This is a genomic window from Denitratisoma sp. (assembly GCA_032027165.1).
Lineage (GTDB): Bacteria > Pseudomonadota > Gammaproteobacteria > Burkholderiales > Rhodocyclaceae > Desulfobacillus.
Window position 1 is genome coordinate 3,026,018 of record JAVSMO010000001.1, and the last position, 22,667, is coordinate 3,048,684.

Annotated in this window: 24 protein-coding genes, 1 other RNA gene and 1 riboswitch; of the genes, 9 read left to right on the forward strand and 16 right to left on the reverse strand. The window is 67.3% G+C overall.

Annotation, left to right across the window (positions count from 1 at the left end):
* Positions 1–20 precede the first annotated feature (20 nt).
* Both ROZ00_14770 and pyrF read right to left on the reverse strand, forming a co-directional pair.
* On the reverse strand, positions 21–413 hold the full coding sequence (locus ROZ00_14770; GenBank protein ID MDT3737489.1) for a hydrogenase expression/formation C-terminal domain-containing protein: 393 nt from the start codon (positions 411–413) through the stop codon (positions 21–23).
* Entirely contained in the window at positions 388–1,215 is an 828-nt protein-coding gene (pyrF, locus tag ROZ00_14775; GenBank protein ID MDT3737490.1) for an orotidine-5'-phosphate decarboxylase, read from the reverse strand. The genes ROZ00_14770 and pyrF overlap by 26 nt, the downstream gene beginning before the upstream one ends.
* A 72-nt stretch (positions 1,216–1,287) precedes the next feature.
* On the opposite strand from pyrF, the gene ROZ00_14780 reads away from it, so the two are divergent.
* Positions 1,288–1,761, forward strand: coding sequence for a VOC family protein (locus ROZ00_14780; protein MDT3737491.1), 474 nt, complete (start codon positions 1,288–1,290; stop codon positions 1,759–1,761).
* Positions 1,762–1,775: 14 nt separating this feature from the next.
* Positions 1,776–2,168 (forward strand): hypothetical protein, encoded by a 393-nt coding sequence (locus ROZ00_14785; GenBank protein MDT3737492.1) that lies wholly within the window; start codon positions 1,776–1,778, stop codon positions 2,166–2,168.
* Here the strand turns inward: ROZ00_14785 and ROZ00_14790 are convergent.
* From ROZ00_14790 to scpA, 7 genes are all read right to left on the reverse strand, one after another.
* Positions 2,155–4,392, reverse strand: coding sequence for an EAL domain-containing protein (locus tag ROZ00_14790; GenBank protein ID MDT3737493.1), 2,238 nt, complete (start codon positions 4,390–4,392; stop codon positions 2,155–2,157). The two genes, ROZ00_14785 and ROZ00_14790, sit on opposite strands and share 14 nt — an antisense overlap.
* 66 nt (positions 4,393–4,458) lie before the next feature.
* Positions 4,459–5,106, reverse strand: coding sequence for a VOC family protein (locus ROZ00_14795; protein MDT3737494.1), 648 nt, complete (start codon positions 5,104–5,106; stop codon positions 4,459–4,461).
* A 4-nt stretch (positions 5,107–5,110) separates the two neighbouring features.
* Positions 5,111–6,238 (reverse strand): alanine--glyoxylate aminotransferase family protein, encoded by a 1,128-nt coding sequence (locus ROZ00_14800; protein MDT3737495.1) that lies wholly within the window; start codon positions 6,236–6,238, stop codon positions 5,111–5,113.
* A 71-nt stretch (positions 6,239–6,309) separates the two neighbouring features.
* Positions 6,310–8,295, reverse strand: a complete 1,986-nt coding sequence (gene accC, locus ROZ00_14805) for an acetyl-CoA carboxylase biotin carboxylase subunit (protein MDT3737496.1) — start codon at positions 8,293–8,295, stop codon at positions 6,310–6,312.
* A gap of 17 nt (positions 8,296–8,312) precedes the next feature.
* Complete coding sequence (locus tag ROZ00_14810; protein MDT3737497.1) at positions 8,313–9,845, reverse strand: acyl-CoA carboxylase subunit beta; 1,533 nt, start codon at positions 9,843–9,845, stop codon at positions 8,313–8,315.
* Between the two features lie 17 nt (positions 9,846–9,862).
* A complete protein-coding gene (meaB, locus tag ROZ00_14815; protein MDT3737498.1) occupies positions 9,863–10,873 on the reverse strand; it encodes a methylmalonyl Co-A mutase-associated GTPase MeaB in 1,011 nt (336 codons plus the stop codon).
* 145 nt (positions 10,874–11,018) lie between these two features.
* Positions 11,019–13,175: a methylmalonyl-CoA mutase gene (gene scpA, locus ROZ00_14820; protein ID MDT3737499.1), complete on the reverse strand. Its 2,157-nt coding sequence runs from the start codon at positions 13,173–13,175 to the stop codon at positions 11,019–11,021.
* Between the two features lie 163 nt (positions 13,176–13,338).
* On the opposite strand from scpA, the gene ROZ00_14825 reads away from it, so the two are divergent.
* The 5 genes from ROZ00_14825 (at position 13,339) to ROZ00_14845 (ending at position 17,873) form a co-directional block, all read left to right on the forward strand.
* Entirely contained in the window at positions 13,339–14,007 is a 669-nt protein-coding gene (locus ROZ00_14825) for a GntR family transcriptional regulator (protein MDT3737500.1), read from the forward strand.
* A complete protein-coding gene (locus ROZ00_14830) occupies positions 14,000–14,785 on the forward strand; it encodes an enoyl-CoA hydratase-related protein (GenBank protein MDT3737501.1) in 786 nt (261 codons plus the stop codon). The genes ROZ00_14825 and ROZ00_14830 overlap by 8 nt, the downstream gene beginning before the upstream one ends.
* Before the next feature lie 8 nt (positions 14,786–14,793).
* Entirely contained in the window at positions 14,794–16,095 is a 1,302-nt protein-coding gene (locus ROZ00_14835) for a malonyl-CoA decarboxylase (GenBank protein MDT3737502.1), read from the forward strand.
* On the forward strand, positions 16,092–17,594 hold the full coding sequence (locus ROZ00_14840) for a malonyl-CoA synthase (GenBank protein MDT3737503.1): 1,503 nt from the start codon (positions 16,092–16,094) through the stop codon (positions 17,592–17,594). Before ROZ00_14835 ends, ROZ00_14840 begins: the two co-directional genes overlap by 4 nt.
* A gap of 114 nt (positions 17,595–17,708) precedes the next feature.
* Positions 17,709–17,873, forward strand: coding sequence for a hypothetical protein (locus ROZ00_14845; protein ID MDT3737504.1), 165 nt, complete (start codon positions 17,709–17,711; stop codon positions 17,871–17,873).
* Here the strand turns inward: ROZ00_14845 and ROZ00_14850 are convergent.
* Both ROZ00_14850 and ROZ00_14855 read right to left on the reverse strand, forming a co-directional pair.
* A complete protein-coding gene (locus ROZ00_14850) occupies positions 17,858–18,556 on the reverse strand; it encodes a DsrE family protein (protein MDT3737505.1) in 699 nt (232 codons plus the stop codon). The two genes, ROZ00_14845 and ROZ00_14850, sit on opposite strands and share 16 nt — an antisense overlap.
* Entirely contained in the window at positions 18,553–19,092 is a 540-nt protein-coding gene (locus tag ROZ00_14855; protein ID MDT3737506.1) for an RNA polymerase sigma factor, read from the reverse strand. Before ROZ00_14855 ends, ROZ00_14850 begins: the two co-directional genes overlap by 4 nt.
* A gap of 158 nt (positions 19,093–19,250) precedes the next feature.
* On the opposite strand from ROZ00_14855, the gene ROZ00_14860 reads away from it, so the two are divergent.
* Together ROZ00_14860 and ROZ00_14865 are read left to right on the forward strand one after the other, a co-directional pair.
* Positions 19,251–19,676 carry a hypothetical protein gene (locus ROZ00_14860; protein MDT3737507.1) on the forward strand — a complete coding sequence of 142 codons (426 nt, stop codon included), beginning with the start codon at positions 19,251–19,253 and terminating at the stop codon, positions 19,674–19,676.
* Positions 19,677–19,713: 37 nt separating this feature from the next.
* A complete protein-coding gene (locus ROZ00_14865) occupies positions 19,714–20,172 on the forward strand; it encodes a DsrE family protein (protein ID MDT3737508.1) in 459 nt (152 codons plus the stop codon).
* Between the two features lie 7 nt (positions 20,173–20,179).
* Here ROZ00_14865 and ROZ00_14870 read toward each other — a convergent pair whose 3' ends face one another.
* The 5 genes from ROZ00_14870 to ROZ00_14890 form a co-directional block, all read right to left on the reverse strand.
* Entirely contained in the window at positions 20,180–20,980 is an 801-nt protein-coding gene (locus ROZ00_14870) for a sulfite exporter TauE/SafE family protein (GenBank protein ID MDT3737509.1), read from the reverse strand.
* The gene (locus ROZ00_14875) at positions 20,977–21,432 is read right to left on the reverse strand and encodes an EVE domain-containing protein (protein ID MDT3737510.1); all 456 of its coding nucleotides are present in this window, start codon (positions 21,430–21,432) and stop codon (positions 20,977–20,979) included. The genes ROZ00_14870 and ROZ00_14875 overlap by 4 nt, the downstream gene beginning before the upstream one ends.
* Before the next feature lie 50 nt (positions 21,433–21,482).
* A non-coding RNA gene (ssrS, locus tag ROZ00_14880) (6S RNA) lies at positions 21,483–21,662 on the reverse strand.
* Between the two features lie 32 nt (positions 21,663–21,694).
* Positions 21,695–22,006, reverse strand: a complete 312-nt coding sequence (locus tag ROZ00_14885; GenBank protein MDT3737511.1) for a cell division protein ZapA — start codon at positions 22,004–22,006, stop codon at positions 21,695–21,697.
* On the reverse strand, positions 22,003–22,197 hold the full coding sequence (locus tag ROZ00_14890; protein ID MDT3737512.1) for a hypothetical protein: 195 nt from the start codon (positions 22,195–22,197) through the stop codon (positions 22,003–22,005). Before ROZ00_14890 ends, ROZ00_14885 begins: the two co-directional genes overlap by 4 nt.
* 143 nt (positions 22,198–22,340) lie before the next feature.
* Positions 22,341–22,550, forward strand: a riboswitch (cobalamin riboswitch).
* Positions 22,551–22,667: the final 117 nt, after the last annotated feature.

Below are 22,667 nucleotides of genomic sequence, written 5' to 3' on the forward strand. Positions count from 1 at the left end.
GGTGGCCGTCACTTCAGCGTTCAACTATTCTGCGCCTGCTCCAGTTTTTTTGCCAGCGCGGCGGCGGAATCGGCGACGTCCTCGGTCTGGCTCATCAGCAGCTCGGGCACGAAGGCGATTTCGACGAAGCGCGCCAGCGTCTCGCCGGCCTCGTTGCGGTGGGTCAGCAGCCAGACGCCGTGGAAGGCCGTCTCGCGCACGCTGCTCGGGCCGCCGGCGTTGATCGTCGCCTCGACCTCGCCTTCGCCCAGCGCGGCGAGCAGCTCGGCCTCGTCCTGCGGGCCCATCGGCAGGGCGCCGAGGTCGATCACCGTCGTCTCGCCCGACTCGAGCAGCCGCGCGAGGGCGTGGCGGACCTCGTTGAGGATCGGCAGCGCGTTGCCGTGCTCAGCGCCGGTATCGGTTGATGGCATCGCGGGTCTCCAGCGCGACCTGGCGCGCGGCGGCGGCGTAGTTTTCGTCTGCATTTTTGTCCGTGCCGGCGTAGAGGATGGCGCGCGAGGAATTGATCATGAGGCCGGTGCCGGACGCCGTCCTGCCGGCACTGACTGTTGCCTCGACGTCGCCGCCCTGGGCGCCGATGCCCGGCACCAGCAGCGGCATGTCGCCGACGAGGCGGCGCACTTCGGCCAGCTCGGCCGGGAAGGTGGCGCCGACCACCAGCGCGCACTGGCCGCCGGCGTTCCATTTCGTCGCCACCAGTTCGGCGACGTGCTGGTAGAGCTTTCTTCCGCCCGTCTCGAGGAACTGCAGGTCGGAGCCGCCGGCGTTCGAGGTGCGGCAGAGGATGACGACGCCGCGCTCCTTCCAGGCCAGATAAGGTTCAATGGAGTCGAAGCCCATGTAGGGATTGACGGTGAGCGCGTCGGCGCCGTAGCGCTCGAAGGCTTCGCGCGCGTACTGCTCGGCGGTGGCGCCGATGTCGCCGCGCTTGGCGTCGAGGATGACCGGGATGCCGGGATGCCTGTCGTGGATGTGGCGGATCAGCGCCTCGAGCTGGTCCTCGGCGCGGTTCGCCGCGAAGTAGGCGATCTGCGGCTTGAAGGCGCAGGCGAGGTCGGCCGTGGCGTCGGCGATGGCCTTGCAGAATTCGAGGATGGCGTCGCTGCGGCCCTTGAGGGCGGCGGGGAATTTCGCCGGGTCGGGGTCGAGGCCGACGCAGAGCAGGGAGTCGTTGCGCGCCCAGGCGGCCTGGAGGGTGGTCTTGAAATCCATGCGGCTATTGTAATCTTGGCGGCACTTCTGCGTGCCCGCTCAAAGTAAAATGCCTTTTTTGCGGGAGACATCATGACTGTGCGACCTTTCCGAGTGCTCGGCATCCAGCAGATCGCCATCGGCGGCCCCTCCAAGGAGCGGCTGAAGACGCTGTGGGTGGACAAGCTGGGACTGACGGTCACCGGCAACTTCGTCAGCGAGCGGGAAAACGTCGACGAGGACATCTGCGCCATGGGCAGCGGCCCCTTCAAGGTCGAGGTGGACCTGATGCAGCCGCTCGACGCGGAGAAGAAGCCCGCCGTGCATGCCACGCCGCTCAACCACGTCGGCCTGTGGGTGGACGACCTGCCGAAGGCCATGGAATGGCTGACGGCGCAGGGCGTGCGCTTCGCCCCGGGCGGCATCCGCAAGGGCGCCGCCGGCTACGACATCTGCTTCCTGCACCCGAAGGCCAGCGAGGAGTTTCCCATCGCCGGCGAAGGCGTGCTGATCGAACTGGTGCAGGCGCCGCCGGAAGTGGTCGAAGCGTTTTCCAAACTCGCTTGAAAAAAGGAGAAGACATGAGGAGGAGGCTGTTTCTGGGAGGGATCGCCGTGCTGGCGGGACTGACTTTTGCCGGCTGCTCGACGGTGTCCGATTCGCGCGCCGACCGCGGCACCGGCGTCACTGCCAGCTACGCCGCGCCGTTCGAACAGGTCTGGGCGGCGCTGCCCGAGCTGCTCAAGGAGCTCGGCATCAAGGTGACCGGCCAGAACGCGAACGAGGGCTACATGCTGGTCGAAGGCGGCGGCACCATGGGCGACGGCGCGACGATCTACGTCGAGCGCATCGGCACCAAGGGTTATAGCCGCGTCGAGGTGGCGCCCAAGAGCACGCTCGGCATCAACCTGTCGCTCGGCGACATGCCGAAGGACGTCCATAACCGCCTGGCCATGCGCTTCAAGCGTTTCTGAGGGGACCGGGCGAGCGGTTTGCCAGCATCCATGCCGCCAGCTGCCCGGCCGGCATCGGGCGGCCGATATGGTAGCCCTGCGCCTCGTCGCAGCCGGCATCCCGGATGAAGTCCAGCTGGCTGGCGTTTTCGACGCCTTCCGCGACGACCGTCAGCCCGAGGCTGTGGGCCAGGCCGATGATGGCGGTCACGATGGTGGCGTCGTCCGGATCGACCGCGATGTCGCGGACGAACGACTGATCGATCTTCAGGAAGTCCACGGGGAAGCGCTTGAGATAGCTCAGGCTGGAGTAGCCCGTGCCGAAATCGTCGATGGCCAGCCCGACGCCCAGCCGGTTCAGCGCTTCCAGCGTCTTGAGGGTCTCCGAGGTCTGCTGCATCAGCACGCCCTCGGTGATCTCCAGTTCGAGCAGATTGCACGGCCAGCCATGCCGGTCGAGCGCGCGCGCCACGGTGTCGACCAGATTCGATTGGCGGAACTGCCGGGGCGAGAGATTGACCGCCACCGGTATCTGCGGCAAGCCGGCGGCGCACCAGGCGGTTCCCTGCCGGCAGGCTTCATCGATGACCCACTCGCCTATCGGGACAATCATCCCGGTGTCTTCCGCGACCGGGATGAAGTGCTCGGGGAGGACAAGGCCGCGTTCCGGGTGGCGCCAGCGGATGAGCGCCTCGATGCCGCAGGCCTGCCCGTTCGCCACGGACACGCGCGGCTGGAAATGCAGCTCGAACTCCTGCCGCTCCAGCGCCCGGTGCAGGTCGTTCTCCAGGCGCAGGCGCTCCGCCGCCGCAATGTTCATCTGCTCCATGAAGAACTGGTAATTGTTCCTGCCCATGTCCTTGGCGTGATACATGGCCGAGTCGGCATTCCGCAGCAGGGTTTCCGTATCGTGGCCGTCTTCCGGAAAGAGGCTGATGCCGATGCTGGCCGACACCCTGAGCTCCTGGCCGCCGAGATCGATGGGCGGCGCCAGGGCATCGACAAGCTTGAGCGCGACCTTCTCGGCAGCCTTGGGCTGGTCCAGGCTGGGCAGCACGACGACGAATTCGTCGCCGCCCAGCCGCGAGACGGTGTCGCCCTCGCGCAAGGTCTCGGAAAGGCGGCGCGCAACGTTCTGCAGGAGGGCGTCCCCCGTCATGTGGCCGAGCGAGTCGTTGATGGTCTTGAAGCGATCCAGGTCCATGAACAGCACCGCGACCTGATGGTTTTCGCGGTGCGCCAGCGCGAGGGCCTGGCCCAGCCGGTCGATCAGCAGGCGCCGGTTGGGCAAACCGGTCAGCGCGTCATGGTTGGCCAGGTGCAACACGCGTTCCTCGGCCTGCTCCCGCTCGGCGACCTCCTCCTGCAGGCGCAGGTTGGTCTCGGCCAGTTCCGCGGTCCGTTCCGCAACCCGGTTTTCCAGCTCCTCGTGGGCCTGCATGAGTGCCAGCTGCGCCTCGCGGCGGGCCGAGACGTCTTCCGTCGTCCAGATGGTGCCCTGGCTGGCATCCCCGGGAACGACGGCGCGCGCCAGGATGCGGCACCAGAGGCGCGAGCCGTCCTTGCGGACGTTGGCCCATTCGACGTCGAGCTGGTTGCCGGACAGCAGGACAGGCCCGGCTTCCTGCCCGAACAGGCCATAGTCTTCATCGCTGGCAAAAAAGACGCGCGCCGACTGGCCGATCAGTTCGCCCGGACCCCAGCCGAACATCTGTTCCATGCGCGCATTGCAATGCCGGATGCTCCCTTCCTGGGTGAACAGGATGCCGACGGAGGCGTTCTCCAGGATCGCCTGCTGTTGCAGCATGAGCTGCCGCGTGGTCTCTTCGGCCCGTCTGCGATCGGTGACGTCCTCCCCGATCCAGATCGTGCCCTCCGTCGTGGCGGCCGGATTGACCGCCTTGGCAACGATGTGGCAAAGAAAGGTGCTGCCGTCCTTGCGCCGCATCGGGCGCTCCACCTCGAAGGCCTGCCCGGCGGCCAGCACCGGGCCCGCGTTGCGCCCGACCTCCGCATAGTCCTCGAGGCTCAGCCAGAAAACCGAGCCGGGCTGTCCCTGGAGCTCCTCGGGCGACGACCAGCCGAACATCTCGGCGAAGCGGGCATTGCAATGCAGCACCTTGCTCTGCCGCGTAAACAGGATGGCGACCGAGGCGTTCTCGAGAATGGCGCGGTATTCCAGCACCAGCTGCGCTTCTTCGGAAGACGCGGCAGCAGCGGTGTTCGGTTGGCCAGAGGTGTCCATGTGCGCATGCGGGCTAAGCTACCCGTACAACGGTTTCGTCGGGTACTTTAACCCGCAACGCGCAGCTTAGTCGATTTCCCGCAGGCCGCCCGGCGTCCTGAGGTAGGCCGCCAGGCCGGGCCTCTCGCCCGCCTCCGCCGGGAAGAGCGCCAGCGCCTTGTCCAGGCCAAGCGCCGAGAGGGAAGCCTGGATGCGCTTCGGTTCGGGATGGAAGCCTTCCAGCTTCATCAGGCCGCAGCCGCGGTCCGGCAGCTTGTCCGCCGGATGCGTGGGCGAATGCCACTGGATGAGGCTGGGAATCAGCCCGTCGCCGGGCAGGCGGCCGTCGGCGGGAACGGTGATGCGCCAGCGGAAGTCGCCGCGCGCAAGGTCGAGGATGTCGCCCGGCGGCTCGGGGCAGGCGGCTGCCGCGGCGGCGATGTCGTCGCAGCGCGCCACCCAGTGGATCAGGCGCGGACGTTCGCCGATGCGTGCGCGCAGCCCGGCATCGTCGAGGCCGAACCAGCGGGCGCGTGCCGGCTGCGACGCAGCCGGATCGACGGCAATCAATTCAAGATAGAGACGCGGGCCGAGCTTCAGCAGCCGGTTGTGCGTGCCCATGGCGGCATGCCGGCCGCCCGGCGCCAGCGCCACGCCGAGATGCGCTTCCAGCCAGGCCGTGCCGGCGTCGAGGTCGGTCGCGGCGACGACGAGATGGTCGATGGCGGCCTGCACCGGCTCAGGCCATCCGGTCGAGGGCGTCGGCGAGGCGCTGCACGCTGCGGTCGATGTGCTGCAGCTTGTCGAGTCCGAACAGGCCGACGCGGAAGCTGCGGAAATCCGCCGGCTCGTCGCACATCAGCGGCACGCCGGCCGCCGTCTGCAGACCCTGGGCGATGAATTTCTTCGCGTTGTGGATGTCCGGGTCGTCGGTGTAGCTGACCACCACGCCGGGCGCCTGGAAGCCCGTTGCGGCGACGCTCGCGAAGCCGCGGGCTTCCAGCAGGGCGCGCACGCGGGCGCCGAGCTCGGCCTGCGCGTCGCGCGCCCACGCGAAGCCCCATGCGCGCGTCTCCTGCATGGCGCGGGCGACGGCCGCCAGGGCGTCGGTCGGCATCGTGGCGTGGTAGGCGTGGCCGCCGCCTTCGTAGGTTTCCATGATCTGCAGCCACTTGCGCAGGTCGGCGGCGAAGCTGGTGCTGGCGGTGGCGTCGATCCGTTCCCGCGCCCTTGCGTTGAGCATCACCAGCGCGGAGCAGGACGGTCCGCTCCAGCCCTTCTGCGGCGCGCTGATCAGGATGTCCACGCCGCGCGCTTCCATGTCCACCCACATCGCGCCGGAGGCGATGCAGTCGAGCACGAACAGGCCGTCGACCTCGCGCACCGCGCCGGCCACCGCGTCCAGGTAGCCGTCGGGCAGGATCATGCCGGAGGCGGTTTCGACGTGCGGGGCGAACACCAGGCCCGGCTTCTGCGCGCGGATGGCCGCCGTCACTTCGTCGATCGGCGGCGGCGCGAAGGCCGCCTTGGGCCCGGCCGCGGCCGGGCGCGCCTTCAGCACGATCTCCTCCGCAGGAATGCGCCCCATCTCGAAGATCTGGCTCCAGCGGTAGCTGAACCAGCCGTTGCGGATCACCAGGCACTTGCGCCCGCCGGCGAACTGGCGCGCCACCGCTTCCATGCCGTAGGTGCCGCCGCCGGGCACGACGATGGCGGAATGGGCGCGGTAGGCTTCCTTGAGGATGGCGGAGATGTCGCGCATGACGCCCTGGAAGGCGGGCGACATGTGGTTGAGGGCGCGGTCGGTGTAGACGACCGAATACTCGTGCAGCCCCCGGGGGGCTGCCTGCGGCAACGGGCTGGACACTGCGGACTCCTGAAGTTCAGTCGGCGCGCAGCTTAACACGCTGCAGGCGCATGCGCCTGCAGCGGAAGCGTTCAGGCGAAGCGCACGATCGGCTGGTCGACGGCCAGGCTGTCGCCCTTCTTCGCCATCACTTCGGCGACGACGCAGTCCTGGTCGGCCTTGAGGATGTTCTCCATCTTCATGGCCTCGATCACCGCCAGCTTTTCGCCGGCCTTGATCTCCTGCCCCGGTTTCAGGGAAAGATCGGTGAGCAGGCCCGGCATCGGCGAGAGCAGGAACTTCGACAGGTCGGGCTTCGGCTTCTCCGGCATCAGGGCGAGCAGTTCGGCGGCGCGGCCGGTCATCACCATCATGTCGGCCTGGGTGCCCCAGTGGGTGACGCGGTACTTCAGGCCGAGGCGCTCGAGCTGCAGGCAGACCGGCTCGTTGTTCCAGGTGCCGCGGAAGATCGGCTCGCCCAGGCGCCAGTTCGAGCGCAGCTCGCAGCTCTGGCCGTCGTGGGCGACCGTGTAGCCGCCGCCGGTCGGCGTCAGCGTGAGGTCGTACTTCTTCCCGCCCATCAGCACCGTCCACTCGTTGCCGACCTTGCGCTCGTGGCCGCGCAGCTGGCCGCTGGTGCGGATGGCGCGGTCGATGTAGCGCCGCCGCGCGAAGGCCGCCACCGCCGCCAGCAGCAGCGGGTCCTCGTGCACCAGGCTCTCGGCGGAAAAGCCCTTGGGGAATTCCTCGGCGATGAAGCCGGTGTTGAACTTGCCGGACTGGAAGCGCGGGTGCTGCATCAGCGCCGACTGGAAGGCGATGTTCGAGGAGACGCCGCGGATGACGAAGGCGTTGAGGGCGTCGCGCATCTTGGCGACGGCCTGGTCGCGCGTGGCGCCGTGCACGATCAGCTTGGCGATCATCGAGTCGTAGTACATCGAGATCTCGCCGCCCTCGTAGACGCCGGTGTCGACGCGCACGCCGCCGTTCTCCGCCGGCGGGATGTAGCGGACGAGGCGCCCGGTCGACGGCAGGAAGTTGCGGAACGGGTCCTCGGCGTTGATGCGGCACTCCATCGCCCAGCCGTTCAGCTTGACGTCCTTCTGCGCGAAGGGCAGCTTCTCGCCGGCGGCGACACGGATCATCAGCTCGACGAGGTCGAGGCCGGTGATGCACTCGGTGACCGGGTGCTCGACCTGCAGGCGGGTGTTCATCTCGAGGAAGTAGAAGCTCTTGTCCTTGCCGACGACGAACTCCACCGTGCCGGCCGACTGGTACTTCACCGCCTTGGCCAGCGCCACCGCCTGCTCGCCCATGGCCTTGCGCGTCTTCTCGTCGAGGAAGGGGCTGGGCGCCTCCTCGATGACCTTCTGGTGGCGGCGCTGGATCGAGCACTCGCGCTCGTTCAGGTAGACGCAGTTGCCGTGGGCGTCGCCGATCAGCTGGATCTCGATGTGGCGCGGCTCCTCTACGAATTTCTCGATGAAGACGCGGTCGTCGCCGAAGGCATTCTTCGCCTCGTTGCGGCAGGAGGAGAAGCCCTCGTGCGCCTCCTTGTCGTTGAAGGCGACGCGCAGGCCCTTGCCGCCGCCGCCGGCGGAGGCCTTGATCATCACCGGGTAGCCGATCTTCTTCGCGATCTCGACCGCCTGCTCCGGCGTGTCGATGGCCTCGTTGTAGCCGGGGATGGTGTTGACCTTGGCTTCCAGCGCCAGCTTCTTCGAGGCGATCTTGTCGCCCATGGCGGCGATGGAATAGTGCTTCGGCCCGATGAAGACGATGCCCTCCTCCTCCAGCCGCTTGGCGAAGGCCTCGTTCTCGGAAAGGAAGCCGTAGCCGGGGTGCACCGCCTGGGCGCCGGTCTGCCTGCAGGCGGCGATGATCCTGTCGGCGACGAGGTAGGACTCCTTCGAGGGCGGCGGGCCGATGCAGACGGCCTCGTCGGCCAGCTCGACGTGGCGCGAGTCCTTGTCCGCCTCGGAATACACGGCGACGGTGGCGATGCCCATCTTGCGCGCGGTCTTGATGACGCGGCAGGCGATCTCACCCCTGTTTGCGATCAGTATCTTCTTGAACATGTTTTTCTCTCCCCGGCTCAGAGCGGAATGTTGCCGTGCTTGCGCCACGGGTTTTCCAGTTTCTTTTCCTTCAGCATCGCCAGCGAGCGGCAGATGCGCTTCCTCGTCTCGTGCGGCATGATGACGTCGTCGATGAAGCCGCGGTGGCCGGCGACGAAGGGGTTGGCGAACTTCTCCTTGTATTCCTTTTCGCGCGCGGCGAGCTTGGCCGGGTCGTTTTTCTCCTCGCGGAAGATGATCTCCACCGCGCCCTTCGGCCCCATCACGGCGATCTCGGCCGAGGGCCAGGCGAAGTTCACGTCGCCGCGCAGGTGTTTCGACGACATCACGTCGTAGGCGCCGCCGTAGGCCTTGCGCGTGATCACCGTCACCTTGGGCACGGTGCACTCGGCGTAGGCGTAGAGCAGCTTCGCCCCGTGCTTGATGATGCCGCCGTATTCCTGCGCCGTGCCGGGCATGAAGCCGGGCACGTCGACGAAGGTCACCACCGGGATGTTGAAGGCGTCGCAGAAACGCACGAAGCGCGCGCCCTTGATCGAGCTCTTGATGTCGAGGCAGCCGGCCAGCACCAGCGGCTGGTTGGCGACGATGCCCACTGTCTGTCCCGCCATGCGGCCGAAGCCGATCACGATGTTCTTGGCGTAGTCCGGCTGCAGCTCGAAGAAGTCGCCCTCGTCCACCGTCTTCACGATGAGTTCCTTGATGTCGTAGGGCTTGTTCGGGTTGTCCGGCACCAGGGTGTCGAGCGACATCTCGATGCGCTCGGAGGGGTCCTCGGTCGGCACCACCGGCGGCTTTTCGCGGTTGTTCGAGGGCAGGAAGGAGACCAGCCGGCGCAGCATCATCAGCGCCTCGACGTCGTTCTCGAATGCGAGGTCGGCGACGCCCGATTTGGTGTTGTGCGTCACCGCGCCGCCGAGTTCCTCGGCGGTGACCTCCTCGTGCGTCACCGTCTTCACCACCTCCGGGCCGGTGACGAACATGTAGGAGGAGTCCTTCACCATGAAGATGAAGTCGGTCATGGCCGGGCTGTACACCGCGCCGCCGGCGCAGGGGCCCATGATCATGGAGATCTGCGGCACGACGCCGGAGGCCAGCACGTTCCTCTGGAACACGTCGGCGTAGCCGCCGAGCGAGGCGACGCCCTCCTGGATGCGCGCGCCGCCCGAGTCGTTCAGCCCGATCACCGGCGCGCCGGCCTTCATGGCGTGGTCCATCACCTTGCAGATCTTCTCGGCGTGCGCTTCCGACAGCGCGCCGCCGAACACCGTGAAGTCCTGGCTGAAGACGAAGACCAGGCGGCCGTTGACGGTGCCGTAGCCGGTCACCACGCCGTCGCCCGGCACCGTCTGCTTCTCCATGCCGAAGTCGGTGCAGCGGTGCTCCTTGAACATGTCCCATTCCTCGAAGGAATCGGGATCGAGCAAGAGCTCGAGGCGCTCGCGCGCGGTGAGCTTGCCCTTGCCGTGCTGCGCGTCGATGCGCTTCTGGCCGCCGCCCAGGCGGGCCGCGGCGCGCTTTTCGTCCAGCTGTCGGATGATGTCGTGCATAGAGCCTCCGGTGGAAACTAATCTTTATCCTGCAGGTGGCCGAGCAGGCGGTGCGCCGCCGCGGCCGGGGTGATGCTGCCCGCCGTGACGGCGCGACTGACTTTTTCCAGATCCTGTTTCACGCCTTCGTGGTGCCTGAAGCGGCTGCGCAGCTCGGCGTCGATCAGGGTCCACATCCAGTCGAGGGCCTGGCGCCGGCGTTTCTGCGCCAGCTCGCCGCTCGCCTCGAGGGTCTTGCGATGCCTTTCGATTTCCTGCCAGAAGGCGGCGACGCCCGCGCCGGTCTGCGCGCTGAGGGTCAGCACCTTCGGCCGCCAGCGGGCGGAGGTCGAACGCAGCAGGCTGAGCGCGTTCTCGAACTGATGTTTCGCGAACTGCGCCGCCTTCGGGTCGATGTCCGCCTTGTTGATGACGACCAGGTCGGCGAGTTCGACGATGCCCTTCTTGATCGCCTGCAGGTCGTCGCCGGCATTCGGCAACTGCAGCAGGACGAAGGCGTCCACCATGCCGGCGACGGTGGTCTCGCTCTGGCCGACGCCGACCGTCTCGACGACGATGACGTCGAAGCCGGCCGCCTCGCACACCAGCATCGCCTCGCGCGTCTTCTCCGCCACGCCGCCGAGCGAGCCGCCCGAAGGCGAGGGGCGGATGAAGGCGTTGGGATGGGTCGACAGCTTCTCCATGCGCGTCTTGTCGCCGAGGATGGAGCCGCCGGAGAGCGTGCTGGAGGGATCGACCGCCAGCACGGCGACGCGGTGGCCCTTCCCGATGAGGTGCAGGCCGAGGGCCTCGATGAAGGTGGACTTGCCGGCGCCCGGCGCGCCGGAAATGCCGACGCGGATCGCCTTGCCGGTGTGCGGCAACAGGGCCGCCAGTACCTGTTCCGCCCGCGCCTGATGGTCGCGCCGCGTCGACTCGATCAGCGTGATGGCCTTCGCCAGCGCGCGCGGCTGGCGCGCGAGCACGCCGTCGACCAGCTCGCGGTCGGTAGCTTCCAACGCATGGAATTCCCGCGCTGGTTGATTCATCGCGTTTCTCTCCCCCCTTTGACAAAGGGGGGCTGGGGGGGATTTATAAGCGGCTGGTATGGCGCGGCCGCCGAAAAAATCCCCCTCGATCCCCCTTTTTCAAAGGGGGAGGTGAATACGGTGAGGCGTTTGTGTCGCTCGACGATCATGCGGCAGCATGCGCCTTGCGGATGGCGGCCAGCACCTGCTTCGCGCAGGCCGGGATCGGCGTGCCCGGCCCGAAGATGCCGGCGGCGCCCGCCTTGTTCAGGAAATCGTAATCCTGCGCGGGAATCACGCCGCCGACGAAGACGATGATGTCTTCCGCGCCCTGGTCCTTAAGCGCCTTGACCAGCGCCGGCACCAGCGTCTTGTGGCCGGCGGCCAGCGTCGACACGCCGATGGCGTGGCAGTCGTTCTCGATGGCCTGGCGCGCGGCTTCCTCCGGCGTCTGGAAGAGCGGGCCGATGTCGATGTCGAAGCCGAGGTCGGCGAGCGCCGTGGCGACGACTTTCGCGCCGCGGTCGTGGCCGTCCTGGCCGAGCTTGGCGACCATGACGCGTGGGCGCCTTCCTTCCGCCGCGGCGAAGGCCTCGATGTCCTGCTTGATCTCCTGCCATTCCCAGTCGTGCTCGAAGGCGGCGCCGTACACGCCGGAGATGGCCTGGTTGGTGGCGCGGAAGCGGCCCCATTCCTTTTCCAGCGCGTCGGAGATCTCGCCGACGGTGGCGCGCAGGCGCACCGCCTTGACGGCGAGGTCGAGCACGTTGCCTTTCCCGGTCTTCGCGGCGTCGGTGAGGGCATCGAGCGCCTTCTGCACGGCCGCACCATCGCGCGCCGCGCGGATCTTCTTCAGCCGCGCGATCTGCGCCTCGCGCACGGCGCTGTTGTCGATCTCGCGGATATCCACCGGGTCTTCCTTGTCGAGGCGGTACTTGTTCACGCCGACGATGACGTCCTTGCCCGAGTCGATGCGCGCCTGCTTCTCGGCGGCGCACTGCTCGATCTTCAACTTGGCCCAGCCGGATTCGACGGCCTTGGTCATGCCGCCCATGGCTTCGACTTCCTCGATGATGGCCCAGGCCTGGTCGGCCATGTCCTGCGTCAGCTTCTCCATCATGTAGCTGCCCGCCCAAGGGTCGACCACGCTGGTGATGTGCGTCTCCTCCTGGATGATGAGCTGGGTGTTGCGGGCGATGCGTGCCGAGAAGTCGGTGGGCAGGGCGATGGCTTCGTCGAGCGAGTTGGTGTGCAGCGACTGCGTGCCGCCGAACACCGCGGCCATCGCCTCGATGGCCGTGCGCACGACGTTGTTGTAGGGGTCCTGCTCGGTGAGCGACCAGCCGGAGGTCTGGCAGTGGGTGCGCAGCATCATCGATTTGGCGCTCTTGGGGTTGAAGCGCTTCATGATGCGCCACCAGAGCAGGCGCGCCGCGCGCAGCTTGGCGACTTCGAGATAGAAGTTCATGCCGATGGCGAAGAAGAAGCTCAATCGCCCGGCGAAGGCGTCGACGTCGAGGCCCTTGGCGAGCGCCGTCTTCACGTACTCCTTGCCGTCGGCGAGCGTGAAGGCGAGTTCGAGGGCCTGCGTCGCGCCGGCCTCCTGCATGTGGTAACCGGAGATCGAGATCGAGTTGAACTTCGGCATGTGCGTCGCCGTGTACTCGATGATGTCGGCGATGATGCGCATCGACGGCGCCGGCGGATAGATGTAGGTGTTGCGGACCATGAACTCCTTGAGGATGTCGTTCTGGATGGTGCCGGAGAGCTTCTCCTGGCTCACCCCCTGCTCCTCGGCGGCGACGATGTAGCCGGCCAGCACCGGCAGCACGGCGCCGTTCATGGTCATGGAGACGGAAATCTTGTCGAGCGGGATGCCGTCGAAGAGGATCTTCATGTCCTCGACGGAATCGATCGCCACGCCGGCCTTGCCGACGTCGCCGGTGACGCGCGGGTGGTCGGAATCGTAGCCGCGGTGGGTGGCGAGGTCGAAGGCCACCGAGATGCCCTGGCCGCCGCCGGCCAGCGCGCGCTTGTAGAAGGCGTTGGATTCCTCGGCGGTGGAGAAGCCGGCGTACTGGCGGATGGTCCACGGCCGCACGGTGTACATGGTGGCCTGCGGGCCGCGCAGGAAGGGCTCGAGGCCGGGCAGCGTGTCTGAGTAAGGCAGGCCCTCGGCGTCGCGCTTCGTATACAGCGGCTTGACGGTGATGCCTTCCGGCGTGACCCAGTTGAGGGCGGCGACGTCGCCGTTCGGCGCCGACTTGGCGGCGGCCTTTTCCCAGGCGGCGAGGTTGGAGGAATCGGGCAGCTTGTCAGACATGGCAGGGCCTTTCATTGGCTAGGGCCGGCGTGTTCGGCAGGATAGTCCCGTCCAGGGGCGGAATACAGCCGCAGGCTTGACATCCATCGGATAGCATAATACTGTATCCATAATTATGAATGCAATAGTGGCCAAGACAATCGCCAGGACGACAAATTAAGCAATGAGCCCAAGCAGCATTGCCCAACCCGCTCTCTATCTGGAGGTCGCCGAACGCCTGCGCCAGCGCATCTTCTCGCACGAGCTGCAGCCGGGCGCCTGGGTCGACGAGCAGGCCCTGGCCGAGCAGTACGGCATCAGCCGCACGCCCCTGCGCGAGGCGCTCAAGGTGCTGGCTTCGGAAGGCCTGGTCACGTTGAAGCCGCGCCGCGGCTGCTACGTCACCGAGCTGGCCGAGCGCGACCTCGACGACATCTTTCCGCTGATGGCTCTCCTCGAGGGGCGCTGCGCCTTCGAGGCGACGCAGAAGGCCACGGCCGCCGACCTGAAGCGCCTCGAAGCCCTGCACGAGAAGCTCGAGCGCCAGGCGGCGAAGGGCGACGTCAACGGCTTCTTCGAGGTGAACCAGGAATTCCACGAGGCACTGCAGATGCTCTCCGGCAACCGCTGGCTGAAGCAGGTCATCGACGACCTGCGCAAGGTGCTCAAGCTCACGCGGCGCGATTCGCTGCGGCTGGAAGGGCGCCTGAAACAGTCGCTGGAGGAGCACCGCCACATCCTCGCCGCCATCCGCGAGCGCGATGCCGCCTCGGCAGAAGCGCTGATGCATTCCCATTTGTTGTCCGGCCGCGCCGCCCTGGCGAAAATGCATGCCGCCAAAGCCCATGCCTGAAGAGATTCTCGTCGCGCGCGACGGCGTCGTCGCCACCGTCACGCTGAACAACCCGGCCAAGCTCAACGCCGTCAACGCCTCGATGTGGCGGCGCCTGCGCGTCGTCATGGAGGAGCTCTCCGCCGACGAGAGCCTGCGCTGCGTCGTGCTGCGCGGCGCCGGCGAGAAGGCCTTCGCCGCCGGCGGCGACCTCGAGGAGTTCCTCACCCTGCGCGACACGCTGGAGCGCGCCCTGGTCTACCACGAGGAGTGGGTGGCGCAGGCGCTGGGCGCCGTGCGCGACTGCCTGCATCCGACGGTGGCCCTGATCCACGGCGCCTGCATCGGCGGCGGCCTGGAGATCGCCGGCCAGTGCGACCTGCGCATCTGCGGCCGCTCGGCGCGCTTCGGCGCGCCGATCAACAAGCTCGGCTTCTCCATGGCGCCGGGCGAACTGACCGGACTGCTGGCGCTGGCCGGCCCGGCCGTGGCGCTGGAGATCCTGCTCGAAGGCCGCATCCTCGGCGCCGACGAGGCCTATGAAAAAGGCCTGGTCACCCGCGTCGTCGACGATGAACTGGTGGCGGAGGAGGCCTATGCCGCCGCCCGCCGCATCGCCGCCGGCGCGCCGCTGGCCGCGCGCATGCACAAGAAGCTGGTGCGCCGCCTCACCGCCGTGCCGCAGGGACTGACTTCGGAGGAGCTGAAGGCCAGCTTCGCCTTCCTCGACAGCGAGGACTATCGCGAGGGCCTTTCCGCCTTCTTCGAAAAGCGCGCGCCACTGTTCCGCGGCAAATAGGAGGCGGCATGGAAGGCATTCTCGGGCGCGTCAAATCCCTCGTCGGCGGCAAGCCGGGGCGCCAGGCCATGACGCCGAAGCTGCTGGCGCAATTGCGCCGGCAATTGCAGGAATGCGCCGCCGGCACCGGCGGCGAGGTCGCCGCGCGCGGCCGGGCGGCGAAGCTGGGCGAGACCTACCTCGGCCTCGACGACGCCGGCCGCCACGCGTTCCTGCGGCGCATCGCCCTCGACTTCGGTCCCGATCCGGCGAAGGTGGATGCCGCGCACCGTGCCTATCAGGCCGCGGCCGGCACGCCCGGCCAGTGGGACGCCGAAGCCGACCTGCGCGCCGCGCTGCGCTCCTCGCGCATCCGCATCCTGACCCAGTTCAACGCCCTGCCGCAGGGGGTGAAGTTCCTCGTCGACCTGCGCGCCGACCTGCTGCGCTTCCTCGACAAGGACGAGGAGCTGGCCGTGCTCGACCGCGAGCTGGAGTCGCGCCTGACCGCCTGGTTCGACGTCGGTTTCCTCGAATTGCAGCGCATCACCTGGAATTCCCCCGCCTCGCTGCTGGAGAAGCTGATCCAGTACGAGGCGGTGCACGAGATCCGCTCCTGGAGCGACCTGCGCAACCGGCTCGGTTCCGACCGCCGCCTGTACGCCTTCTTCCATCCGCGCATGCCGGCCGAGCCGCTGATCTTCGTCGAGGTGGCGCTGACCAGGGAACTCTCCGGCAACATCCAGGCGCTGCTCGACGAGCACGCCCCGGTGCTCGAGACCGAGCGCGCCGACACGGCGATCTTCTACTCCATCTCCAACACCCAGGCCGGCCTGCGCGGCGTGACGTTCGGCAACTTCCTGCTGAAGCGCGTCATCGACGACCTGAAGCGCGATTTCCCGCAGCTGAAGACCTTCGCCACGCTGTCGCCGCTGCCGCAATTCTGCGCCTGGCTGAAGCGCGCGCCGGAGGCCCTCGAGGGCCTCGGCCTGACGCTGGCCCAGCTGCAGTCGGGCGAGTGGGCGAAGGACAAGGAGGCAGCGCGCCGCCTGCGCGACCCGCTGGAGCGGCTGGCGGCGCGCTATCTCTACACCGTCCGCCAGAACGGCCGCCCCTTCGACCCGGTGGCGCGCTTCCATCTCGGCAACGGCGCCCGCATCGAGCGCATCGACTACCTGGCGGATACCTCTGTCAAGGGATTCAAGCAGTCCTGCGGCCTGATGGTGAACTATCTCTACGATCCCGACGAGATCGAGCGGAACGTGGAAGCCTTCGTCGGCGAGGACCGCATCGCCGCCACGGCCGCCATCCGCCGGCTGGCGAAGGCATGAACCTGTACGGCCTGCTGGCCTCGCGCTTCCCGGCCGAGGGCGGGGCGCCCTGCCTGATCCTGCCCGACGGCCGGCGCCTGAGCTACGCCGAACTGGAAAGTCAGTCCGCACGCTACGGCGCCCTGCTGGTCGAAGCGGGGCTGAAGCCGGGCGACCGCGTCGCCGCCCAGGTGGAGAAATCCGCCGAGGCGCTGCTGCTCTACCTCGGCTGCCTGCGCGCCGGCTGCGTCTTCCTGCCGCTGAATCCGGCCTACACGCGCAGCGAGGTGGCGTATTTCCTCGACGACGCCCGGCCCGGACTGTTCGTCTGCGCGCCCGAGCGGCTGGAGGAGGCGCAGGAGCTGGCCTGGGCCTGCCGCCTGCCGCTGGTGCATGACCTCGGCGCGCGCGGCGAGGGCAGCCTGGCGGCGGCGGCGGCGCAGATGCCGGCGCACTTCGCCACCGTCGAGCGGGCCGACAACGACCTTGCCGCCATCGTGTACACCTCCGGCACCACCGGCCGCTCGAAGGGGGCGATGCTGACCCACCGCAACCTGGCCGCCAACGCGCGGGTGCTGCACGAATACTGGGGCTTCCGCCCGGGCGACGTGCTGCTGCACATGCTGCCGACCTTCCATGTGCACGGCCTCTTCGTCGCCACGCACTGCGCGCTGCTCAACGGCAGTCCGATGCTGTTCGAGCCGAAGTTCGACGCGGCGCGCGCGCTGCGCCTGATGCAGGCGGCGACGGTGTTCATGGGCGTGCCGACCTACTACGTGCGGCTGCTGCAGGAGAGGGGGCTGACGCGCGAAGCCGTGTCGCACATGCGCCTGTTCATCTCCGGCTCGGCGCCGCTGCTGCCGGAGACCTTCAATGAATTCCGCGAACGCACCGGCCGCACCCTCCTCGAGCGCTACGGCATGACCGAGGGCGGCATGTTCACTTCCAACCCGCTCGAGGGCGAGCGGCGCGGCGGCACGGTCGGCTTTCCCCTGCCGGGCACCGAGGTGCGCGTCGTCGACGACGCCGACCAGCCGTTGCCGGCCGGCGAGATCGGCCACATCCAGGTGCGCGGCGAGAACGTCTTCGCCGGCTACTGGCAGATGCCGGAGAAGACGCAGGTGGAATTCACGCCGGACGGGTACTTTCGCACCGGCGACCTGGGCCGCTTCGACGCCGACGGCTACCTCGCCATCATCGGCCGCAGCAAGGACCTCATCATTACCGGCGGGCTGAACGTCTACCCGAAGGAGATCGAGGAGGCCATCGACGCCCTGCCCGGCGTGGCGGAGTCCGCCGTGATCGGCCTGCCGCATCCGGACTTCGGCGAGGCGGTCACCGCCGTGGTGGTGCGCGGCCGGGATGGCGCCGGCCTCGCCGCCGAGGGCATCATCGCCGAGCTGAAGGGCCGCATCGCCGGCTTCAAGGTGCCGAAGGCCGTGTTTTTCGTCGACGACCTGCCGCGCAACGCCATGGGCAAGGTGCAGAAGAGCCTGCTGCGTCAACGTTTCGCCGGCTGATGCGTTTTGATTCAGGCATCAAATAATTCGTTGTGCCTGCCGTTCGGCGGGGTGTATTGTTGCCGAATCCGCGCCAAAGAGCGTGGAGTTTCAGCCAGATAGAGGAGCGAGGCGATGCGTCGAGACAATTTGAACCAGCCGGACAGCCCGTGGAAGCACAAGGCCAAGGTGCTGCTGGCCTTCGTGGCCCTCTGCCTGGTTACGGCCTTTTCCGGCATCGGCTTTGCGGCCGATCCCGTCGATCCGAACCCGTCCCACCCCGTTCAGATCTTCAGATAAGTCCAGCCCTGGCGCACGCGGTCGACGATGTGCTCGACGGCGGTGCGCTCCACCCTTGCTTCCGGTACCAGCGTGACATCCAGCCCGGCGCTGCGGTAACGCGCGATGGCGTTGCCGCAGGCGACGAACGCCAGCATGTCGTGGCGTGCGGCGAGGGCGGCAATGCGCGCGGCGTGGGGCGTGGCCTCCTGCCGCAGCAGGTCGAGGCCGGAATTGTTGACCACCAGTTCCACCCGGGCATGGCCGGCCTTGGCCAGATAGGCCTCTGCCATGTCCAGCGCCTCCTCCATGCGCTCGGCTTGCGAGCTGTCCAGATGCAGCAGCACGCGCGTCGGCTGGGGCGCGAACAGGCCGCCCATCCAGGCCAGTGCCGGCTCGCCGGGCGAGACGGAGACGCGATGTCCCTGCCAGCCGATCAGCACGCCCGCCACCAGCGCCAGGCCGGCGGCCAGCGCGCCGCTCCACAGGGAAACGCGGCGACCCCGCTTGCGGGAATAGGCCGGAACATGGCTGTAAGCGTGGCGCACCAGCTCCTTGCTGGCGCGCAGCGCACAGAGGCGCTGGCTCAGTTCGGCGTCCTCGGCGATGGCGGCGAGGATCTCCTCGCGCTCCTCGCTGCCGAGTTCGTTGTCGACGAAGGCGTTCAGCCGCTCGTCGGAAAAGTCCCTTCTTGCTTCGCTCATTTCACGCTCCTCAGGCGCGGCTGCGCCGCAGCCGGCTCCAGCAGCGCGCGCAGCGCCTCGCGCGCGCGGCACAGCCGGCTCATCACGGTGCCGATCGGTATCGAAAGAATGGCCGCGACATCCGCATAGGAAAACTCCTCCAGGTCGACCAGGGTCACGACCTGGCGCTGTCCGAGCGGCAGCGCCGCAATGGCGGCCCGCACCCGGTTGACCGTTTCCTGCTGCTCGGCGTAACCCTCCGGTCCGGGCAGGTCGGAAGGCATCTCGGCGAGCGCCTCCTCGTCCAGGTCCTCGCGTCGGCCGCGCAGGTGGTCGACCCAGCAGCGATGGAGGATCGAGAACAGCCAGCTCGACAGCCTTTCGGCATCGCGCAACTGATCGGTCCTGGCCAGGCCGCGCGCCAAGGCCTCCTGCGCCAGGTCGTCGGCGAGGGGGGCATCGTGGCACCAGGCGAAGGCAACGCGATAGAGGCGGCCGCGGCTGGCCTCGATCTTTTCGGTCAACTCGCGCTGCGCCCGCGTCTGCAACCATTTCATCGGTTTTTCCTCCCGTCACATTATGACGCGTTGCGCGCCGGTTTTATTCCATGGCCGGCGCACGGAATAAACCCGGCCGGCGGCGCGTCTTACCTTGTGCCGCCGCCGGATTCCAGAACAACCATTGACGGCGCATTTTCCAATAGAGAGGAGCCATCATGATTCGCAGGACATTCTTTCAACTCGTGTTTTCGGGCGCACTCCTTGCGCTGGGTGCATCCGCCGCGCTGGCCGAACCGGCCAGGCCGGGCGTCGTGATCCAGGTCAGCGACGACAACCCGAAAACCTGGAACCAGGCGCTGAATGTCGTCAAGAACGTCCAGGCCGCCTATGGCAAGGACAAGGTGCAGGTCGAAGTGGTCGTCTTCGGGCTCGGTTCCGGCATGCTCAAGTTCGACTCGACGATCGCCAACCGCGTTGACGACGCGCTGGCGGAAGGCGCCGACGTGCGGATGTGCGAGAACACCATGAAGGGCCAGAAGCTCACCAGGGCCGACATGCACCCGAAGATTGCCTATGTGCCGGCCGGCGTCATCGAGATCGTCGAAAAGAGCAAGCAGGGCTGGACGGTGGTGCGGCCATAGCCGCAGCGAAAACGACACGCCAACGAAAGGAATCGCAATGAAAAGCGCCAATCTGCTGCAGCGGGCCCTGTCCGCCTTTCTGATCCTTTTCGCCGCCGTGGCCTGCGCCTCCGGCGGCGGCACGGCCGGCAAGAGCGCGGATGCCAACAAGGTCATCTACCACATCAACGGTGGATTGGAGCAGGCCAGCGACGGCCTGCGCAACATCCGCAACCACCTTGCCGTCGATCCGAAAGCGAAAATCGTCGTGGTCACCCATTACAAGGGGATCGACTTCCTGCTCGAGGGCGCCAAGGACAAGAACGGCAATCCCTACGACGCCGCGGTGGACGACCTCGTCATGAAGGGCGTCGACTTCCGCGTCTGCGAATTCACCCTGAAGGGGCGCAAGATCGACAAGAGCAAGGTGCATCCGGAGGCGAAGATCGTGCCTTCCGGCGTGGCGGAGATCGGCCGGCTGCAGGCGCAGGAAGGCTTCGCCTACCTGAAGCCGTGAGGGTGTCCTAGGCGATCAGGCCGTGCAGCATCTTGGTCGCCAATAGCGCGAGGAAGCCGCCGAAGGCGCGCTTCAGCTGCTTGACCGGCAGCCGGTGCGCCGTCTTCGCGCCGAGCGGCGCGATGAGCATGGTCATCGCGGAGACGCCGATGAAGGCCGGCAGGTAGACATAACCGAGGCTGAAGGGCGGCACGTTCGTCGCGTTCCATCCCGACGCGATGTAGCCGATCGTCCCCGCCACGGCGATGGGGAAGCCGAGCGCCGCCGAGGTGCCCACGGCGTGGTGGATCGTCACGTTGTGCCAGACCATGTAGGGGATCGAGAGGAAGCCGCCGCCGGCGGCGACCAGGCTGGAGACGATGCCGACGGCGGTGCCGACGATGAACATCCAGGCCGCGCGCGGCAGGGTGCGCGTCGGCTTCGGCTTGAAGTCGAGCACCATCTGCACCGAGGCGTAGTAGACGATGGCGGTGAAGGCGAAGGCCAGCGGCCGCGTCGGCACCAGGCTGGCGAAGAGCGAGCCGCCCAGCGTGCCGAGAACGAGTCCCGGCGCCATCGCCCGCACGATCTCCCAGCGCACGGCGCCGTGGCCGTGGTGGGCGCGCATGCTGGAAACCGAGGTGACGACGATGGTCGCCATCGAGGTGCCGAGCGCGAGGTGCATGACGTGCTCGGCCGGGAAGCCTTGCGCGGCGAAGAGCATGAACAGCAGCGGCACGATGGTCAGGCCGCCGCCGACGCCGAACAGCCCGGCGATGAAGCCGGCAAAGCAGCCGAGCAGCGGGTAGGCGAGCCACCACCAGTTCATTTCATCAGCTTTTCCGTGATGAACTTCCATTCCGCCGGGTCGACCGGCGTGATCGACAGGCGGTTGCCCTTCGCCAGCACGCGCATGTGGGCGAGTTCCTTGTGGCGGCGCAGTTCGGCGAGGCCGACGAGCGGCGTCTTCTTCACCAGCTTGACGTCCACGTTCAGCCAGCGCGGGTCGTCCGGCGAGGATTTCGGGTCGAAGTACTTGTGCTTGCGGTCGAACTGGGTGGCGTCGGGGTAGGCCAGCTTGCACACCTCGACGATGCCGACGATGCCCGGCTCGGCACAATTGGAATGGTAGAAGAAGCCGCGGTCGCCGAGCCGCATCTGGTCGCGCATGAAGTTGCGCGCCTGGTAGTTGCGCACGCCCCACCAGGCGGTCGCCTTGTCGCGGGCGAGGTCGTCGATGCCGTAGGCCTCGGGTTCGGATTTCATCAGCCAGTAGCGCATGGGCCGCGTCCTGCAAAAAACAAAGCGCGGAAAGCTCCGCGCTTTTTGAAGGATCCCCCGCCTGTGCCGCTAGGCCGGCATCCTGAACCTGAGGTCCAGAGCGGCCGCTTTCCGGTCACCGCAGGTGCGTCCGACGATGGGACGCTCACAAAAGTGACGCTGTGGTCCGCGGCCTATGCCAAGTCATTGGTTCAAGGAATGTATGACCTTGGCGAACACTGCAGGGGAATTCGGGGGCGCCGGATCGGCGGCGCGGGGGCTGCTAGAACAACTGTTCCTGGCTGGCCATCGCTTCGTCGAGCCGCGCCTGCATGGAAGCGATTCTACGCCGGAACTCCTGCATGTCAAAGCCGCCGGGCAGCTTGATGGAGAGCAGTTCGTGGGCAAGGTTGAGGGCCGTCATGACGGCGAGCCGCTCGCCGGTGGACTTGGTCTTTTCGCCGATTTCGCGCATCTTCTCGTCGACGAAGGCGACGGCGGTCTGCAGGGCTTCGCGTTCATCCGGCGGGCAGGCGACGCGGTATTCGCGGCCCATCAGGACGATGTCGAGCGTATTGGCTTCCTTCTTGCTCATTGCTCCGGCATCCGCTCCATGAGGGACTCCAGGCGGGTGCAGGCCGTCTCGATCTTTTCATTGAGGCGGTTGCGCTCGACTTCGAGGCCGGCCACCCGCGTGCGCAATTCCTGATTTTCCGTGCGCAGGTTCTGGCACAGCGTGATGAATTGCTCGATGCGTTCCTCGAGGGCGAAGAGTTCCCGGTCCATCGCGACAAACTAACAAAAAAAGCAGTTTCACGTCAAGCAATAACAGGCAATTCTGAATGTTATTTGTGACGCTGGCGCCGTCCTGCGGGGACTGACTTTGATTTTTTCCCGCTATAATCCGTCGCGCCGTGTGGTTTTTTGCCACGCGGCATCCTGTTCCAGGTGCTCTGCCGGCCCTCCGCCGGCGGGTTAAACGGGAACGAGGTGCGCCGGCCCTGCCGGCAATGCCTCGGCTGCCCCCGCAACGGTAAGCGAGTGCGGGTCCGCCACACATAGCCACTGGGTGAATGCCCGGGAAGGCGGCGGATCAAGACTCGCGAGCCCGGATACCGGCCTAGAACGGACCAGTTCGGAATCGCCGCGGGGGTGCGGCCGCCGGCTCCGGGTCCTGCCCGCTCCGATCCGGCTCCCTCTCGCGTTCCGTTTTATCGACACTGTCCGGCAGCGGGGACGCAGGCCGGACTTGAGGG

Coding starts and splice junctions, on each gene's coding strand:
- ROZ00_14890 (MDT3737512.1), bottom strand. CDS start 22,197: ATGGACCGGGAACTCTTCGCCCTCGAGGAACGCATCGAGCAATTCATC.
- ROZ00_14855 (MDT3737506.1), bottom strand. CDS start 19,092: ATGAAATGGTTGCAGACGCGGGCGCAGCGCGAGTTGACCGAAAAGATC.
- ROZ00_14865 (MDT3737508.1), top strand. CDS start 19,714: ATGAAAAGCGCCAATCTGCTGCAGCGGGCCCTGTCCGCCTTTCTGATC.
- ROZ00_14825 (MDT3737500.1), top strand. CDS start 13,339: ATGAGCCCAAGCAGCATTGCCCAACCCGCTCTCTATCTGGAGGTCGCC.
- scpA (MDT3737499.1), bottom strand. CDS start 13,175: ATGTCTGACAAGCTGCCCGATTCCTCCAACCTCGCCGCCTGGGAAAAG.
- ROZ00_14870 (MDT3737509.1), bottom strand. CDS start 20,980: ATGAACTGGTGGTGGCTCGCCTACCCGCTGCTCGGCTGCTTTGCCGGC.
- ROZ00_14875 (MDT3737510.1), bottom strand. CDS start 21,432: ATGCGCTACTGGCTGATGAAATCCGAACCCGAGGCCTACGGCATCGAC.
- ROZ00_14845 (MDT3737504.1), top strand. CDS start 17,709: ATGCGTCGAGACAATTTGAACCAGCCGGACAGCCCGTGGAAGCACAAG.
- ROZ00_14790 (MDT3737493.1), bottom strand. CDS start 4,392: ATGGACACCTCTGGCCAACCGAACACCGCTGCTGCCGCGTCTTCCGAA.
- ROZ00_14885 (MDT3737511.1), bottom strand. CDS start 22,006: ATGAGCAAGAAGGAAGCCAATACGCTCGACATCGTCCTGATGGGCCGC.
- ROZ00_14810 (MDT3737497.1), bottom strand. CDS start 9,845: ATGCACGACATCATCCGACAGCTGGACGAAAAGCGCGCCGCGGCCCGC.
- ROZ00_14860 (MDT3737507.1), top strand. CDS start 19,251: ATGATTCGCAGGACATTCTTTCAACTCGTGTTTTCGGGCGCACTCCTT.
- ROZ00_14785 (MDT3737492.1), top strand. CDS start 1,776: ATGAGGAGGAGGCTGTTTCTGGGAGGGATCGCCGTGCTGGCGGGACTG.
- ROZ00_14835 (MDT3737502.1), top strand. CDS start 14,794: ATGGAAGGCATTCTCGGGCGCGTCAAATCCCTCGTCGGCGGCAAGCCG.
- ROZ00_14780 (MDT3737491.1), top strand. CDS start 1,288: ATGACTGTGCGACCTTTCCGAGTGCTCGGCATCCAGCAGATCGCCATC.
- ROZ00_14840 (MDT3737503.1), top strand. CDS start 16,092: ATGAACCTGTACGGCCTGCTGGCCTCGCGCTTCCCGGCCGAGGGCGGG.
- ROZ00_14830 (MDT3737501.1), top strand. CDS start 14,000: ATGCCTGAAGAGATTCTCGTCGCGCGCGACGGCGTCGTCGCCACCGTC.
- accC (MDT3737496.1), bottom strand. CDS start 8,295: ATGTTCAAGAAGATACTGATCGCAAACAGGGGTGAGATCGCCTGCCGC.
- meaB (MDT3737498.1), bottom strand. CDS start 10,873: ATGAATCAACCAGCGCGGGAATTCCATGCGTTGGAAGCTACCGACCGC.
- pyrF (MDT3737490.1), bottom strand. CDS start 1,215: ATGGATTTCAAGACCACCCTCCAGGCCGCCTGGGCGCGCAACGACTCC.
- ROZ00_14850 (MDT3737505.1), bottom strand. CDS start 18,556: ATGAGCGAAGCAAGAAGGGACTTTTCCGACGAGCGGCTGAACGCCTTC.
- ROZ00_14770 (MDT3737489.1), bottom strand. CDS start 413: ATGCCATCAACCGATACCGGCGCTGAGCACGGCAACGCGCTGCCGATC.